General features: G+C 63.3%; 12 protein-coding genes. 8 read left to right on the forward strand and 4 right to left on the reverse strand.

Translation table 11 applies throughout. The annotated features are described in order from the left end of the window. Window positions 1-155: 155 nt before the first annotated feature. Window positions 156-1,388 carry a M20/M25/M40 family metallo-hydrolase gene (locus ACQZ2L_RS21395; protein WP_430327750.1) on the reverse strand — a complete coding sequence of 411 codons (1,233 nt, stop codon included), beginning with the start codon at window positions 1,386-1,388 and terminating at the stop codon, window positions 156-158. Between the two features lie 102 nt (window positions 1,389-1,490). Here ACQZ2L_RS21395 and ACQZ2L_RS21400 point away from each other — a divergent pair, with 102 nt between their 5' ends. Then, the gene (locus ACQZ2L_RS21400; protein WP_430327826.1) at window positions 1,491-2,390 is read left to right on the forward strand and encodes a LysR substrate-binding domain-containing protein; all 900 of its coding nucleotides are present in this window, start codon (window positions 1,491-1,493) and stop codon (window positions 2,388-2,390) included. A 28-nt stretch (window positions 2,391-2,418) separates the two neighbouring features. On the opposite strand, the gene ACQZ2L_RS21405 is transcribed toward ACQZ2L_RS21400, so the two are convergent. Together ACQZ2L_RS21405 and ACQZ2L_RS21410 are read right to left on the reverse strand one after the other, a co-directional pair. After that, window positions 2,419-3,435 carry a zinc-binding alcohol dehydrogenase family protein gene (locus ACQZ2L_RS21405; RefSeq protein WP_430327751.1) on the reverse strand — a complete coding sequence of 339 codons (1,017 nt, stop codon included), beginning with the start codon at window positions 3,433-3,435 and terminating at the stop codon, window positions 2,419-2,421. Window positions 3,436-3,627: 192 nt separating this feature from the next. After that, window positions 3,628-3,930 carry a DUF2388 domain-containing protein gene (locus tag ACQZ2L_RS21410; protein ID WP_101318955.1) on the reverse strand — a complete coding sequence of 101 codons (303 nt, stop codon included), beginning with the start codon at window positions 3,928-3,930 and terminating at the stop codon, window positions 3,628-3,630. Between the two features lie 167 nt (window positions 3,931-4,097). Here ACQZ2L_RS21410 and ACQZ2L_RS21415 point away from each other — a divergent pair, with 167 nt between their 5' ends. Beyond that, window positions 4,098-4,727 carry a glutathione S-transferase family protein gene (locus ACQZ2L_RS21415; protein WP_430327752.1) on the forward strand — a complete coding sequence of 210 codons (630 nt, stop codon included), beginning with the start codon at window positions 4,098-4,100 and terminating at the stop codon, window positions 4,725-4,727. Between the two features lie 45 nt (window positions 4,728-4,772). Here the strand turns inward: ACQZ2L_RS21415 and ACQZ2L_RS21420 are convergent, their stop codons facing one another. Beyond that, window positions 4,773-6,887, reverse strand: coding sequence for a TonB-dependent receptor family protein (locus ACQZ2L_RS21420; protein ID WP_430327753.1), 2,115 nt, complete (start codon window positions 6,885-6,887; stop codon window positions 4,773-4,775). A gap of 477 nt (window positions 6,888-7,364) precedes the next feature. On the opposite strand from ACQZ2L_RS21420, the gene ACQZ2L_RS21425 reads away from it, so the two are divergent. The 6 genes from ACQZ2L_RS21425 to ACQZ2L_RS21450 are packed head-to-tail and all read left to right on the forward strand — an operon-like array spanning window position 7,365 to window position 15,855. Then, a complete protein-coding gene (locus tag ACQZ2L_RS21425) occupies window positions 7,365-9,464 on the forward strand; it encodes a TonB-dependent receptor family protein (protein ID WP_430327754.1) in 2,100 nt (699 codons plus the stop codon). Further along, window positions 9,464-11,185, forward strand: a complete 1,722-nt coding sequence (locus ACQZ2L_RS21430; protein ID WP_430327755.1) for an ABC transporter substrate-binding protein — start codon at window positions 9,464-9,466, stop codon at window positions 11,183-11,185. The genes ACQZ2L_RS21425 and ACQZ2L_RS21430 overlap by 1 nt, the downstream gene beginning before the upstream one ends. Then, entirely contained in the window at window positions 11,182-12,114 is a 933-nt protein-coding gene (locus tag ACQZ2L_RS21435; protein ID WP_430327756.1) for an ABC transporter permease, read from the forward strand. Before ACQZ2L_RS21430 ends, ACQZ2L_RS21435 begins: the two co-directional genes overlap by 4 nt. Window positions 12,115-12,133: 19 nt before the next feature. After that, a complete protein-coding gene (locus ACQZ2L_RS21440) occupies window positions 12,134-13,390 on the forward strand; it encodes an acyl-CoA dehydrogenase family protein (protein ID WP_430327757.1) in 1,257 nt (418 codons plus the stop codon). A 14-nt stretch (window positions 13,391-13,404) separates the two neighbouring features. Beyond that, complete coding sequence (locus ACQZ2L_RS21445) at window positions 13,405-14,760, forward strand: LLM class flavin-dependent oxidoreductase (protein WP_430327758.1); 1,356 nt, start codon at window positions 13,405-13,407, stop codon at window positions 14,758-14,760. 39 nt (window positions 14,761-14,799) lie between these two features. Further along, on the forward strand, window positions 14,800-15,855 hold the full coding sequence (locus ACQZ2L_RS21450) for an NADP(H)-dependent aldo-keto reductase (RefSeq protein WP_430327759.1): 1,056 nt from the start codon (window positions 14,800-14,802) through the stop codon (window positions 15,853-15,855). Window positions 15,856-15,858 lie beyond the last annotated feature (3 nt).

A 15,858-nucleotide genomic window follows, 5' to 3' on the forward strand; every position in this document is an offset into this window, starting at 1 on the left:
TAGGGCGTGTGGTCGTCGGTGGGGTGAATAATCTCGGGGGGGGGCGGGGCCCCCCCCCCCCCCCCCAGCACCTCGGCCTGGTCGATGGCCGGCAGCCGGCCATCGACGCGTTCATCGTAGAGAATGTTCATCACGCTCACTCACAACCGCAGGGTTTACTGCGCCAGCTGCCTGATCATCGCCACCGTCAGGTACAGGCGCGGCGCGACGCTGGCCAGCTCGATGTATTCATCATCGCCATGCAGACCGGCACCGACCACGCCCATGGTTTCCAGCACTGCAGGCTTCGCGCTGCCCGGCACGTAGGCATACCCGGCGTCGGTGCCAAAGCGCATGGCAATCGGCTCAAGCGTGCGGTCGATCTGGCGATACAGCTCGCCGGCGGTTTTGGCCAGGGCGCTGGAGCCTTCGTTGCGCGCCAGGGGTGGGCGGCCTTTTTCGAGGGTGACGCTGGTCTGGGTGTCGGCGATCAGCTGCTTCTGCGCGATGCGTTTGGCATCGGCCGCGACGCGATCGCTTTCGCTCAAGTCCGAATAGCGCATGTCGGCTTCGGCGGTCGCCAGGGCAGGAATGATGTTGGCCTTTTCGCCGGCTTTGGCCAGGGTCCAGTTGACCGTGGTGCCTTTGCTGGCATCGCCCAGATCCTTCAGCTGAAGGATCTGATGGGACAGTTCGGTCAGTGCGTTGCGGCCTTCTTCAGGTGCAGAACCGGCATGCGAGGAGCGGCCTTTGACTTCCAGCTTGAGGCGGTTGATGCCGTTGGTGGCGATCGTTACTGCGTCCTTGTCTGGCGGCTCGTAGGAGAATACGTAATCATGCTCGCGGGCCAGCTCGGCGATGATCGTCTTAGAGCCGGCCGAGCCCATTTCTTCGTCTGGATTGAACAGTACGGTGAGGGTCCGGTAGCCTTTGAATTGCTGGTCCTGCAGCAGCTTCAGCGCATGCAGGATCATCGCCACGCCGCCTTTGGCATCGGCAACGCCTGGGCCAAAGGCGCGTTCGCCCTCGACGCGGAACGGCCGCTTGGCCACGGTGCCTGGGCCGAACACGGTGTCGTAGTGGACCATCAGCATGAAGTCCTTGCTGCCGCTGCCCTTGAAGGTGCCGACGATGTTGTCGCCAACCGAAGGTGTGGCAGGATGGGTTTTAACATCGGCACCGAGCGCCTTGAGGCGCTTGACCAGTTCGGCGCTGACCTGGCTCAGGCCGGCTTCGGTGCCGGTACCGGTATCGACCGAGACCAGGCTTTTGAGGGTGTCGAGGTAGTGCGCTTGCTCGGCTTGGGCTTGCTTGAGCAGGTCCTGTGGGGTGGGTTCGGCGGCAATGGCCTGAGAGCAGGCCAGACACAGGGCGAGGGCGGCGGCAAAGGGTGGGCGGGGCATCGGCATTGGTGGTCTCTTTTTATTGGCTTGAACTGTCAGCCTAGACCCTCAGCGCTCTACGGCAAGGCTTTGGCTTGAATCAGTGAGGATTGGCGGTTGATCAAGAAACTGGTGCGCATGGACGATCTGCAGGTATTCGTCACCACCGTCGAGGCCGGCAGCTTCTCGGCGGCGGCGCGGCAACTGGACATTTCCCCGGCCTTGGCCAGTGGTGCGGTGCAGCGTTTGGAGCGCAGTTTGGGTATCCGTTTGTTCGTGCGCTCGACGCGCAAACTGCGCCTGTCCGACGATGGGCAGCGCTACCTGCCACATGCCCGTCAGGTGCTGGAAGCACTTAGCGAAGGTGAGCTGGCACTGGCTGATGGCCGCGAGGAAATCGCCGGGCCGTTGCGCCTGTCGATGCCTTCCGATCTGGGGCGCAACCTGCTGTTGCCGTGGCTGGATGAGTTTCAGGCGGCGCACCCACGGATTGAATTGCAGCTGAGGCTGAGCGACCAGGTCGCGGATTTTTTCAGTGACCGGCTGGATGCGGGGATTCGTTATGGGCAGTTAGCCGACTCCAGCCTGGTGGCGCTGCCGTTGGCGGCGGACAACCGGCGCATCCTCTGCGCAGCCCCTGCCTACATCGCCCGGTATGGTGCGCCGCGCACGCCGGAGGAACTCACCCAGCACAACTGTCTGCGCTACATGATGGGCGACCTGACCCATGAACGCTGGAGCTTTCATACCGAGCATGGCGTCAAGGCAGTGATGGTCGCCGGCGATCGCACCAGTGATGATGCCGATGTGGTGCGGCGCTGGGCGGTGGCGGGATTGGGTGTGGTGTTCAAGTCGCAGCTGGATGTGCGCGCCGACCTCGAGGCAGGGCGCCTGGTCGAGCTGTTCCCGCGGGCCTGGGGGCAGCCGACGCCGTTACATCTGGTGTGTGCCCACCGGCAGTCATTGACGCCGATGATGCAGCAATTGCGCTCATTCCTGGTACAGCGGCTGCAGGCCTTGGGCGATTGACCGAGGCGCAGCCGCTGGCTGAGCAAGCCTAGGCGTCGAATCCTTCCAGGACGATCTTGCCCTTGGCCTTGCCGCTCTCGATCAGGGCGTGGGCCCGACGCAGGTTCTGTGCATTGATCGCACCGAAGTGCTCACCCAACGTGGTGCGCAACACCCCTTCGTCAACCAGTGCCGCAACCCGATCCAGCAACTGGTGCTGCTTGATCATGTCGGCGGTCTGGTACAGCGAGCGGGTGAACATCAGCTCCCAGTGCAGCGACAACGATTTGCGCTTGAGCGGCACTACGTCAAGGGTAGCCGGGTCGTCGATCAACGCCAGCCGGCCTTGTGGACGCAGCACTTCGATCAACTGGGCGAAGTGGCGGTCGGTATGCGTCAGGCTGATGACCATGTCGACCTGACCATCGCCGATCTGGGCAATCTGTGCGGGCAGCGGCTGGCTGTGATCGACCACATGATGCGCGCCCAGGTCCTTGACCCATTGCTGGGTTTCAGCGCGTGAGGCCGTGCCGATCACGGTCAGGTCGGTCAGTTTGCGCGCCAGCTGGGTGAGGATCGAGCCCACACCACCGCCAGCGCCGACGATCAGCAGGGTCTGCCCCTGACCGCCACCTTCGGCAACGCCCAGGCGGTCGAACAACAACTCCCAGGCGGTAATTGACGTCAGCGGGAGCGCTGCGGCACTGGCGGCGTCGAGGCTGCGCGGCTTGTGCCCGACAATGCGCTCATCCACCAGGTGAAACTGGCTGTAGCTGCCGGGGCGGTCGATGGCGCCGGCGTAGAAGACCTCATCGCCTGGCTGGAACAGGCTCACGTCGCTGCCGACCTTGCGGACGATACCCACGGCGTCCCAACCGAGTACTTTCGGCTGCGCGGTGCTGCCGCTGCCGGCGCGGACCTTGGTATCGACCGGGTTGACCGAGATGGCCTGCACTTCGACCAGCAGATCGCGGGGCCCAGGGCTGGGCTGCTCAAGCTCGGTGTCGAACAATGCCGCAGGATCGCTGATCGGCAGGCCGTGCTGGGTAAAGACAATGGCTTTCATGGAGGCTGTTCCGCTGGGTTGTGAAGACGTGCAGCAACCATAGCGGCTGGCGGTGAGCGCACCAAGGCGTGGCGCGCCGAGACTGTTTCGTCGGTTTATTGAAAATGACCGCAGATTATCAAGTCTGCACAGCAAAAGACCACGCTACGCGGGGCGTAGACGTGGTCCAGTGTTCGTCGCGTACAGCAGCGATCAGTTGTCTTGCGACAGGATCGCCTGAGCCAGCTCTTCGTCACTGACCTGCAGGCCAGGATTGCTCTGACGCGCCTGTTCCAGCGCCGATTCAACGTAAGCACCACGGATGGCACCGCCGCTAGCCACGAACGCCGAAAGCTCGTCACGGGCCGGGATGATCCGTTTGTCATCCTTGAAGGTGGAGTACAGGGAAGCGGATACACCCGCCGAAGTAGCAATATCACGGCCATCGACACGGGCCATCGCCGAGCCAACAGGCAGCAGAACCAACAGCGAAGAAACAACAATCAAACGACGCATGGCGAAACCTCCAGAAGGGTGAAGCCTAGGGGAATGTCTGCATGATCATAAGAGCGCTATTCACTAAAACTAGTTCAATTGGCTGCGTACGTGCAGTGGCCGGCATGCGGCGAGCATGCTCTACTGCTGGGCGGTCTCCATCATTCAACACACGCTAAAGGTCGACCATGTCTGAATACACGCTGCACTGCTTTGGTGAATCCGGCAACGCCTACAAGGTTGCGCTCATGCTTGAGCTGACCGGTTGCGACTGGCAGGCGGTGCCGGTCGACTTCTTCAATGGCCAGACCCGGGATGAAGACTGGCGCAATCAGGTCAATCAGCAGGGCGAGGTCCCGGTGCTTGAACACGACGGCAAGACCCTCACCCAGTCGGCGCTAATTCTTGAGTACCTGGTCGAGCAGACGGGCAAGTTTGGTTGGCAGAGTGAAGACGAGCGTCGCGAAATCTGGCGCTGGATGTTGTTTGATAATCACAAATTCACCAGCTATTACGCGACCTTGCGCTTTCTCTACGGTTTGAAAAAGACCGGTGAAACCGAAGTCACGACGTTTTTCCGTGACCGAGCGAAGGCGGCCTATCGCGTGGTCGAACAGCACCTGAGTACCACGCCCTATATGGTCGGCGGGCGCTTGACCATCGCTGACCTGTCGCTGGCCGGCTACGTGTACATGCCGGAAGAGACCGGCATGCAGCTCAGTGATTTCCCCCATATCGAAGCCTGGAAACAGCGAATCAAGGCCATGCCCGGCTTCAAGTTGCCCTATGAACTGATGCCGCGCGCCTCAAATCTTTGAGCCGTCGGCGTTGCTCCGCTGGCGCGGGGCAACGCCGGTTTGCTGTCAGTAGCGCAGCTCGAGCCCAACGTAGGCGCCGATGCCGTCGCCCGGCCAGAACGCCGCCGAATCCTGACCGCGCGCGTTGTAGACCGGGGTGATGGCCGACACATAGGCTTTGTTGGCCAGGTTTTTCACGTCCAGCGAGACTTTCCAGTTGCCCTTCGGCGCCTCGTAACCCACTTTCGCGCCCCAGATCGTGTACGAAGGCGCATACAGCGTGTTGGCGTAGTCCACTGCCGTGCGCGACGCGGACTGCACGTTGACGCCGCTGTACCAGCCGCTGTGGTGCCGGTATTGCAGCTCACCTTGATAGACATGCTTGGGGATTCCAGGCAGCTGGTTGTCGCCGAAGGTGTCGTCGTTGCGATAGTAGAAATCGTTCAGGGTGTAAACCTGGCGCAGGCGCACCTGGTCGCCTTGCGTGTTTTCCCACAGGCGGGTGTTCAGGCCGGCTTCGATGCCCTGGTGAATGGTCGGCGTGGCATTGAACGCGCCGGTGACCGCCGCCGCGCCATTGCTGGCCGGAATGATCTGCACGTTGAGCAGTTCGTTGTGAATCCACGAGCGGTACAGCGCCAGGCTGCCGTCGAAGATCCCGTGCGAGCCTTTGATGCCGACCTCGAAGGTGTTGCCTTTCTGTTCCACCAGCGGGCGAATGTACGGCAGGGTCGGGCCGGAGCCTGAGTATTCCCAGGATGCCGGTGGGTCGATGCTGCGGCTGAGGTTGGTGAAGACTTGCAGGTTAGGGCTGAACTCGTAACGCAAGCCGACCCGCGGGGCAACGCTCCAGTTGTCGTAGTCGACGTGCTGCGGGAAGTCGGTGCGGTTGGGGTTCACCGCGTAGTCGATGTCGGCCTTGCGTCGCACGTTGACGAACGACACGCCGCTGGTCAGCCACAGGCCATCGACCAGATTGAGGTCATTGCCCAGGGCAATCACCCGGTCGAACGAATCCTGATAATCAACTTTCTTCAAGCTGACCTTGTCATCATTGGCCGAATTGACCCCGCCGCGCAGGTGCTGGGTCGAGGTGAAAGCAACGCTGCTGCGGCTTTCATGGCCGAACAAGGTGTCGATGCGGTCATAGCCGAGCAGCAGGCCAAGGTCGTGCCAGTCCCAGTAGCTGGGGTTGGTCGGGCTGCGTGGGTTATTGGTGTGGCGGTAGTCGTGGTAGGACAAACCCACGGTCAGCCGGGCGTCGTCGTCGAAAGTGTAGGTGGTCTTGCTGCCCAGCCAGATGCTGCCGGGGCGGCGCGCACCGGCACCGCTGCTTTCGGCGGTGGCACTGGCCCGGCGTGGGTTGTGCTTGGCCGCAGCCAGCGTGGTCGCGCTCGGGTCGTTGTGGAATTCGTCGCGGTAACGCAGCAATACCCGCGTTTCAAGTTTGGGGCTGAAGCGATAGCCGGCATTGGCAACGATGCCCGAACTGCGCGACAGGCTGTAGTCGCGGTAGCCGTCGTTGCGGTAATTGTCGGCTTGCAGGTAGTAATCAAGGTCGCCCTCGACGCCGCCATAACTGATGCTTTGCTTCTGATAGCCGTAGCTGCCGGCCTCACCCCGCAGGCGCAGGCCGGGCGCGGTATAGCCGCTATGGTTGACGAAATTGACCGCGCCGCCGAGGGTCAAGGCGCCGTACTGGAAGGCGTTGGCGCCGCGCAGGATCTCGGTGTAGTTAACCCCAGCGGCGTTTAGGAACTCATATGGCGTACCGCCCGGACCGGTCAACGGGAGGCCATCGAAGAGAAACTTGATGCCTTCGCGGAAATACCCAGGCGAGGTGTTGGCGCCCGAGCCACGGATGGAGATCTTTGCCGCATCGTTGCCGCCGGTGGACTGCACAAAGACCCCCGGCTGATAGCCCAGGGTGTCCTGCAGGTTGCCGGTGCGACCTTTGGCGACTTCTTCGCTGTCGACCACGCTGGTCCCGCCAGGGACTTCTGCCAGTTGGCTGCTGGCCGCTTGCGCAGCAGTCTGCTTAGCCCCTTGGACGGTGATGGTACCCAGCGTTCGTTCGGTCTCTGCGGCATACAGTGGGCTGGCCAGGGTGGCGCTAAGGGCTGTGGCCAGGGTGGCGTGGCGGACGGCCACACGCAGTTGATTGGGTTGCAGCACGGGCATTGGGGTAATCCTTGAAGTTCATGTTTTAGTTGCCTCGGCGTTCTATGGGCATAGTCAGGCCTGTCACAAGTTATAGAGCAGGTTTTATGCCAGCCTGGAAAAGACGCTGCGGGGCGGGGCGCGCCGTCATGCCGTTTATGATGCGTGAGTAAAAAGCAGCTTAATTGTTGCTCTGCTGTCGGCATTCAAACACTCAAGGTTATATGTTAATTACTCGAATCAAGGACTGGTGTGGTTTTGAAAACTGCTCTGATGGCCGTGCTTGAGCGCTTATTGGAAAGATGCCTGCAACTGTTTGCTGAGCAACAGAGGTGCAACAGTTTGTGCTGGAGCACAACTAGGGAAATCGCTTGAAGGCCAATAAACAGGTACTTTGATAGCTGGCACGACACCTGCAGTACTCACTTTACAAGCATTCAACGGTGGCCCTCGAAACAGCGAGGTGCGGCGGTGATACATATATAGGGAGTATCAGCAGTGCGTGCGAAAGTTCGACTTACCGGTCACCCACTGGGCAATGCCGCCAGTGTGGCAGTGCTGATGGCGCTGCTCACCCCCTCGGTATTTGCTGCCGAGGAATCCACCCTCGGCACAGTCACCGTTACCGGCGCCGCAGCCAGTGGCGCTCAGAAGGATCAGAAGCGCCTGCAGAAGGTTGCCGGCAATACCGCAGTGATCGACAACCGTCAGGTCGAGCAGGGCCGTGCTGCCAACGCCGAAGACGTCCTTGCCCTGCAGCCGGGAGTGTTCGCCCAAGGCACCAGCGGCACCGCCGCGAACAAGATCTCGATCCGCGGTTCCGGGCTCAATACCTTCTATCAAGGCTACGTGCTGGGCACCAAGTTCCTCTTCGACGGCCTGCCGATCACCGGCCCCGGCGGCACCCAGGAAGACTTCCTCGACATGCAGGGCATCGACCACACCGAGGTCCTGTACGGCGCCAACGCCTCTGAGTACGCAGCGCTGTCACTGGGCGGCGCGATCAATTTCGTCAGCAAGACCGGGCGCACCGACCCGGGCAATTACGCCCGCTTCGAGGTCGGTAGCTACGGCTACCGCAAGCAACAGCTGAGCACCGGTGGCGTAGTCGGCGACAGCGACTATTACATCAACGTGCTGCACAACGAGCGCGACGGCTATCAGGACCAGGCCAACAACGAAGGCCGCGGCCTGGCGGCCAACTTCGGTCATGTGTTCAGCCCCAAGCTGGAAACCCGGTTGTTCGTCAAATATCGCGAGGAACAACTCACCAACGGCAACACGCTGACCCGCCAACAGCTCAAGCACGACCCGCGCAGCAACACTGCCCCGACCGGGCGGCGCAAGGACGGCACCACCTTCATCGGCAACAAGACCACCTACACCTTCGACGATGGCAACAAACTCGAAGTCGGCGCTTCCTACAACAACTACCCCTTGCTCAACGGCTGGCGCTACTCACCCACGCCGCAGGACTGGCGCTCCAAGGACATCAACCTGACCCTGCGCTATTTCCGCACCGGCGACCGCCTGTTCGGTCTGCCCAGCAACAGCAGCATCATCTTCAGCAACACCCGGGCGTCGTTGGCTGACGTCAAGTCGCACAATCGCAGCACCGGCGCGAAAATCCAGGAGACCAACTACACCGGTTCGCGGGACACGGTGCTGACGTTCGGCAACGAGCTGCAATTGACCGATGCGCTGTGGCTGTCCTCCGGCTTGTCGTTCGTCAATATTCGCCGCAAGGCCGAGATCGAAGGCACCACGCTGACCACGGCCAACCCCAGCAACCTGCCGACCCGCGTTGAATATGTTGAAAATGACCTGGCGCCGCGGCTCGGCCTGCGCTATCAGATCAACCCCGAATTCCAGCTGTTCGGCAATGTCAGTCGCAGCATCGATCCGCCGGTGACCTGGCAGTTGGGCAGTACTGGCAACCCGTTTCTCTATGATGTACGGCCACAGAAAGCCACCACCTTCGAAGTCGGTGTGCGCGGCAGTCATGGCATCTTCGATGGCAGCCTGACCCTGTACCGTTCGTGGGTACAGGATGAGCTGCTGACCGTGGTGGTGCGTCAGGCCAGCGCAACCCAGGACCAGCTGACGGCGACCTCGAACGCCAGCCCGACGATTCACCAAGGCATCGAAGCCGGTCTCAATGCGCTGCTCTGGACCGGTGCCAGCGGCGACACCCTCGACCTGCGCCAGGCCTACACCCTCAACGACTTCAAGTACCGCGACGACGACACCTTCGGCGGCAACGAACTGCCAAGCCTGCCGCGCCAGGTGTACCAGGCTGAACTGGCCTACCGCCAGGCCAGTGGTTTCTACGCCTCGCTCAACCTGCGCGCAGCCTCCAGCTATTACATCGATTACGCCAACACCTGGCAGGCGCCTTCGTACCTGCTGTGGGGGGCCAAGGTCGGCTTCCAGGCGCCGAGCCGCAAGTGGGAAGTGTTTGCTGACCTGCGCAACCTCACCGACCAGCGCTACGCCAGTGCGGCCAACACCGCCTATAACGCGAACGGCCGCGACTCTGCCAATTTCTATCCGGGTGATGCGTTCTCAGTCACCACCGGCGTAGCGGTGCGCTTCTGATGGCGGCTGCGCAAAGGCACGTGCTGACGCCGATGCTGCTGGCCAGTGCGCTGCTGTTCGGCGGCTGCTCGCCACCTGCGCCGCCGCACACGGCCAGCAGCCTCAAAGGCGAGGCGGTGACGGCCGTCAACGGCATCATGCGCTACCCAGCGAGTGATTTTGTCGAGCAGCGTGAGGGCCTGCGCGGTGGCACCTTGCGCGTGTCTGCCGCCACCGATTCGGGCAGCTTCGACATCCACGGTTTGTCCCACGGCAACATGCAGTGGCTGGGGCGGATCCTGTTCGATTGCCTGGTCTATCAGGCCGAAGACGGCACGCTGACGCCCTGGCTGGCGAGAAGCTGGGAAATCAGCGCCGATGGCCTGACCTATACCTTTCACCTGCGCGATGACGTCACTTTCAGCGACGGCGCCCGCTTCAATGCCGAGACGGTGCGGCTGAATCTTGAGCACATGCGTGACCCGGCGACCAAATCGCCGCTGGCGGCCGCTTACATCGCGCCCTACCTCAAAGGCCGGGTGATCGACGAGTTCACCTTCGAGGCGACCCTGCGCGAGCCTTACGCGCCGTTCCTCGACGTGCTCTCGCAGGCATGGCTGGGCATGATTTCGCCGAAGCAGATCCTCGAGGCGCCTCGTAGCATCGCGACCCGGCCGATCGGCAGCGGGCCGTTCGTGCTCGACAGCTACGTGCGCGACCAAGGCGCGGTATTCAGCCGTCGCCCTGGCTATGACTGGTCGCCGGCGGCCATCAACCATCAGGGCGAGGCTTATCTGGATCGACTCGAACTGAGCTACGTACCCGAGGCGATGATCCGCTACACCGCACTGGAAGCCGGCGACATCGACATGGCCCTCGACGCACCGCCGCAGAACGCCGCTGCTATCCGCGCCAACCCCGAATTGACCCTGCGCAGCCGGATCCGCAAAGGCAACCCTGCGCGCAGCATCACCTTCAATGTCGAGCGGGTGCCGTTTGACGATGTGCGGGTGCGCCAGGCCATGGCCAAAGCCATCGACCGCGACGGCCTGGCGTGGATATCGGGCTTTGGTGAGTTTCTCGCCAAGGGCGACTATCTCGCCGTGAATACCCCAAGCTACGACCCGATAGCGCAAGACGCGCTGGCATTCGACCCGGCCGCAGCCAACCGCCTGCTCGATGCTGCCGGCTGGACCGAGCGCGCTGCCGATGGCGTGCGCATGCGCAATGGTCAGCGCCTGCAAGCGACCCTGCTCACCTATGACAACCCGGCGTTTCCGGCCAACGTTTCGGTGGCGGTACAGGCCGATTTGCGCAAGATCGGCTTTGCCATGGCAATCGACGTGCTGCCGCTGACGCGGGTGATGCAACTGCGCTATGCCGGCGAATTCGATGCCGTCGGTGGCGGCTACTGGCACACCAATACGGCTGACGGGCTGTACATCCTCTATCACAGCAATGCCATTCCCAGCGCGCGTTTGATCGGCCAGAACGTTGGCCATTTCCGTGATGCGCAGCTGGACCAGTACCTCGGTGGGGCGCGCCGCAGCACCGACCCGCAGCGGCGTCGCGAGCTTTATCGGCTGGCCCAGCAACGGCTGGGTGAGACCGTGCCGGCAGTGCCGTCGGTAGAAAGCCAGATGCTGCTGGCGTACCGCAAGGCCGTCGCCGGCGTGCTGTTCGACGGCTCGCACAATGTCCCTTTGTTCACCAGCGTGTGGCTGGCCAAGGAGCAACCATGAAGTTAGTGGCGACCGTGCTGCGCCGCCTGCGCGATGGCGTGATTGTGCTGTGGGCGGCGGCCAGCCTGACTTTTCTGGGCATGCAACACAGTGGCGGGGATACCGCGCTGGCGATTGTCGGCGGCCCGGATGCAATGCCCAGCGCCGAACTGCTGGCCCAGGTGCGTGCCGAGTACGGCCTTGATCAGCCGCTGTGGCGGCAATACCTGAGTTACCTGGCGCGCCTTGCCCAGGGTGATCTTGGCGAGTCGTACCGTTTGCGTATCCCGGTGGTGCAGGCGATTGGCGAGCAGCTCGGGGCGACCCTGGCCCTGGCCAGTACCGCGGCGATGCTGGCGGTGCTGCTGGCCCTCGCCTCGGCGCTGCTCACCGCCAACCGCGGGCGGCGCTTGCGGGCGCTGGTGTCGGGCGTCGAGCTGGTGCTGTCGGCGGTACCCAATTTCGTCATCGGGACGGTGCTGCTGCTCGCCTTCAGTTTCTATTTCCACTTGCTGCCGCCGTCCGGCTCGGCCGGCTGGCAGTCGCTGCTGCTGCCCAGCCTGGCGCTGGGTCTGCCCATCGCTGCGCTGCTGGCGCAGGTGCTGCGCCAGTCACTGGAGCAGGTGCTCGAGCAACCCTTCATCACTCAGGCGCGTGCCCGCGGCATGTCCGATACCGGCGTGCGCCTGCGCCATGCCTTGCGCCACGCGCTGGTGCCGTTGGTGACGCTGGCCGGATATGTATTCGCCAGCCTGCTCGGCGGGGCGGTGGTGCTCGAGCTGCTGTTCGGCCGCCAGGGGATCGGCCGCTTGATGCTCGACGCGACTGCCAACAAGGACGTGCCGCTGGTGCTCGGTGTGACCTTGCTGGCCGCTGCCATCTACGTGCTGGTCAATCTGCTGGTGGACCTGCTGACCCAGGCCATCGACCCGCGCACTGCCCACCATTGAATCCGCGAAAGGAACCGTCATGAGTCACCCATCGAACACTGCAATCACCGATGCCGAACTGGATGCGCGGTTCGGCCCGATCTACACCCGCATCTCCGCCGGCGCTGTTGAGCGCGAGCAGCAACGGACCCTGGCCCATGAGCCGGTGGCCTGGTTGCGGGCAGCGGGGTTCGGCGCGCTCAGGGTCCCGCAAGTCCACGGCGGGCTGGGCGCCTCGCTGCCGCAGTTGCTGCGCCAGCTGATGCGCCTGGGGCAGGCTGATTCGAATCTGCCGCAGATCTTTCGCGCGCACTTTGGCTTCGTCGAAGGTCGCCTGTCGGCAGCCGATGCTGATTCGCAACAGTACTGGTTTACCCGCGTTGCCGCCGGTGAGCTGTGGGGTGCGGCCATGGCCGAGCGCACTGACAGCACCAGCAACACGGTGCAACTGAGCGACAGCGGGGAGGGCGGCTATCGCCTCGATGGCGAAAAGTATTACTGCACCGGCACGCTTTACGCGGACTGGGTTGCAGCCGTGGCCAACCATGGCGACGACTTCGTCAGCCTGGCGGTGCCGACCAGTGCAGCCGGGGTTGAAGTGGTCGATGACTGGGACGGCTTTGGCCAGCGCCTGACCGGCAGCGGCACCACCCGCTTCAACCACGTTGCCGTCCCCGAACGGCACATCCTGCGCCGTTTCGCCAAGCGCGAATTGCGCGCCGAATCATACCTGACGGCGTTCTACCAGGCCGTTCACCTGGCCACCCTGGCAGGCATTGCCCGCGCTGTCCTGGCGGATGCCGTGGGCTTTGTACAGGGCCGCACCCGCGCGTTCGGCTTGCCCGGCCAGTCGCGACCGGCTGACGACCCGCTGGTGCAGCAAGTGGTCGGGCGTCTGTCGAGCCTGGCCTTCAGTGCCGAGGCGCAGGTCGGCGCGGTTGCCCAGAGCCTGCAGGCTGCATCTGCAGCCGGCCAGCTCGGCGCAGTGCCCGAGCAGCTCTACACCGATGCCGAAGTACATGCCTTCCAGGCGCAGCAGATCGTTTTGCCGCAAGTACTCGAGGCGACCAGCTTGCTGTTCGAAGTCGGCGGCGCTTCGGCCACCAGCAACCAGCGCCGGCTCGACCGCCACTGGCGCAACGCGCGCACCCTGGCATCGCACAATCCGGCGATTTATCGCGAGCAGGCGCTGGGCAATTACTACCTCAACGGCATCAGCCCGGCTGCCGCCTGGCGGGCCAAACAGGCGGCAGCCAGTGACGTGCAGCCTACCTTCGATGAAGCCAGCGCTGTCTGAACAGGAGCAACCCCATGACGCAAGCAAAACAGATGAGCCTGGGCATGAACATCCTCGGCTTTGGCTCACATTCCGGCGCCTGGCGTCAGGGCGAGGCTGCGCTGAATGCCTACATCGACGTCGACTATTACCGCAACATCGCGCGCATCTCCGAGCGCGGCTGCCTTGACGCGATCTTTCTCGCCGACGGCCCGGCATTGCCGCCGGATGTCGCCAGCCAGCCGGGCGGGCGCCTGGAGCCGACCCTGCTGCTTACCGCCGTGGCAGCGGCCACCGAACATATTGGCGTAATCGCCACCTGTTCCAGTACCTACAACGAGCCGTTCAACCTGGCCCGGCGGATCGCTTCGCTGGATCACATCAGCGGCGGCCGTGCCGCCTGGAACGTAGTCACCAACGCCGGCGATGCCGCCGCGCAAAACTTCGGCCTCAGCGGCGCGCCGCTGCATGTCGACCGCTATGGCCGTGCCGAGGAATTCGTCGATGTAACCCTCAAACTGTGGGACAGCTGGGAGGACGACGCGATCATCGGCGACCGCGCCACAGGCCGCTTTGCCGCCCCGAGCAAAGTGCACACGGTGGACTTCAAGGGCGAGCACTTTCAGGTCAAGGGTCCGCTCAACCTGCCACGCTCGCCACAAGGCCGACCGGTGCTGGTGCAAGCTGGTTCTTCCGAAGGCGGCAAAGCGCTTGGCTCGCGCTATGCCGATGCGATCTTCACCACCCAGACCACCTTGCCCGACGGCCTGGCCTTTTATCGCGAGATGAAACAGCGCGCCAAAGCCTGGGGCCGTGACCCCCAGCACTTGAAGATCATGCCTGGACTGTCGACGGTCATCGGCAGCACCGAGGCCGAGGCCCACGCGCGCTTCGACCAGCTCAATGCCTGGCACGGTGAGCACGGCTTGCTGCAGCAGGTGGCCGGGCGCATTGGCATCGACGCCCGCGAACTGGACGCGGACGCGCCGCTGCCCTGGGCGCAGATCGGCGCCGTGGCGGACTTCGAGCGCGGCTCGCATGGGTTTCTCGAGGCGCAATTGAACCTGGCCCGGCGCGAAAACCTGACCATCCGCCAGCTGTCGCGGCGGATTCTGGTGGGCCACCGCTTGGCGGTGGGCACGCCCGAGCAGGTTGCCGACACCCTGGCCGAATGGTTCCTCGCGGGCGCCGGCGACGGCTTCAACATCATGCCGGACATGTTCCCGTCAGGCGCGCAGGTGTTCGTCGAAGAGGTGGTGCCGCTGCTGCAGAAGCGCGGTTTGTTCCGCCGCGAATACCAGGGCCGCACCTTGCGCGATCACCTCGGCTTGCCCAAGGCCGTCAATCAGTACACCCAGGCCAGCAGCGCAGAGCTTTCGCAACTGGCCTGAGCCCTTCGCCTTCCGTCATTTATCGAAAAGGAGCACACCATGCAGTACCGCCGCCTGGGCCACACCGACCTCAACGTGAGCCTGCTCAGCCTTGGCTCGATGACCTGGGGCCACCAGAACACCGAGCAGGACGCCCACCAGCAACTGGACGCCGCCGTCGCCGCCGGGATCAACCTGATCGATACCGCCGAGATGTACCCAACGCCGACCCGGGCCGAGACCTGGACCACCACGGAGCGCTTCATCGGCAGTTGGCTTGCTGCACGCGGTAACCGCGACAAACTGGTGCTGGCAAGCAAGATTGCCGGGCCGTCGCGTGATCCTGCCGGGCAGACGCACATTCGTGACGGCCTTTCGCACCATGATCGGCGCAACATCGTTGCCGCTCTGGATGGCAGCCTCAAGCGCCTGCGCACCGACTACCTGGACCTGTATCAGCTGCACTGGCCAGACCGCACCACCAACTTCTTTGGCGCGCGTGAATACCCCTACGTGGATGACCACCCGGACAGCGCTGCAATCGCTGAAACCCTGGCGGTGCTCGACGAACAGGTCAAAGCTGGCAAGGTCCGCCATATCGGCGTTTCCAACGAAACACCGTGGGGCGTGGCGCAGTTCCTGCGGCACAGCGAACAACGCGATTTGCCGCGTATTGCCAGCATCCAGAACCCTTACAGCTTGCTCAACCGCCTGTATGAGAACGGCTTGTCGGAGTTCAGCCACCGTGACGGCGTGAGCTTGCTGGCGTATTCACCGCTGGCGTTCGGTACGCTGACCGGCAAGTACCTCAATGGCGCCCGCCCCGAGGGTGCGCGTCTGTCCTCGGTGTACCGCACCTTCAACCGCTACGACAGCACTGAAGCCGACAGCGCCATCGCCAGCTATGTGCAGATCGCCGCCAAACGAGGCTTGAGCCCGGCGCAGCTGGCGCTGGCCTTCGTCATCCATCAGCCGTTCGTGGCCAGTGCCATTACCGGCCAGACCAGCCTGGCGCAGTTGCACGACAACCTCGGTGCGCTGGAGCTGCAACTGGATGACGAGCTGCTGGCGGAGATTCAGGCTGTGCATCGGCGTACGCCAAATCCGGCACCTTGAGCC

Origin of the sequence: Pseudomonas shirazensis (assembly GCF_050496565.1) — a bacterium.
GTDB lineage: Bacteria > Pseudomonadota > Gammaproteobacteria > Pseudomonadales > Pseudomonadaceae > Aquipseudomonas > Aquipseudomonas shirazensis_A.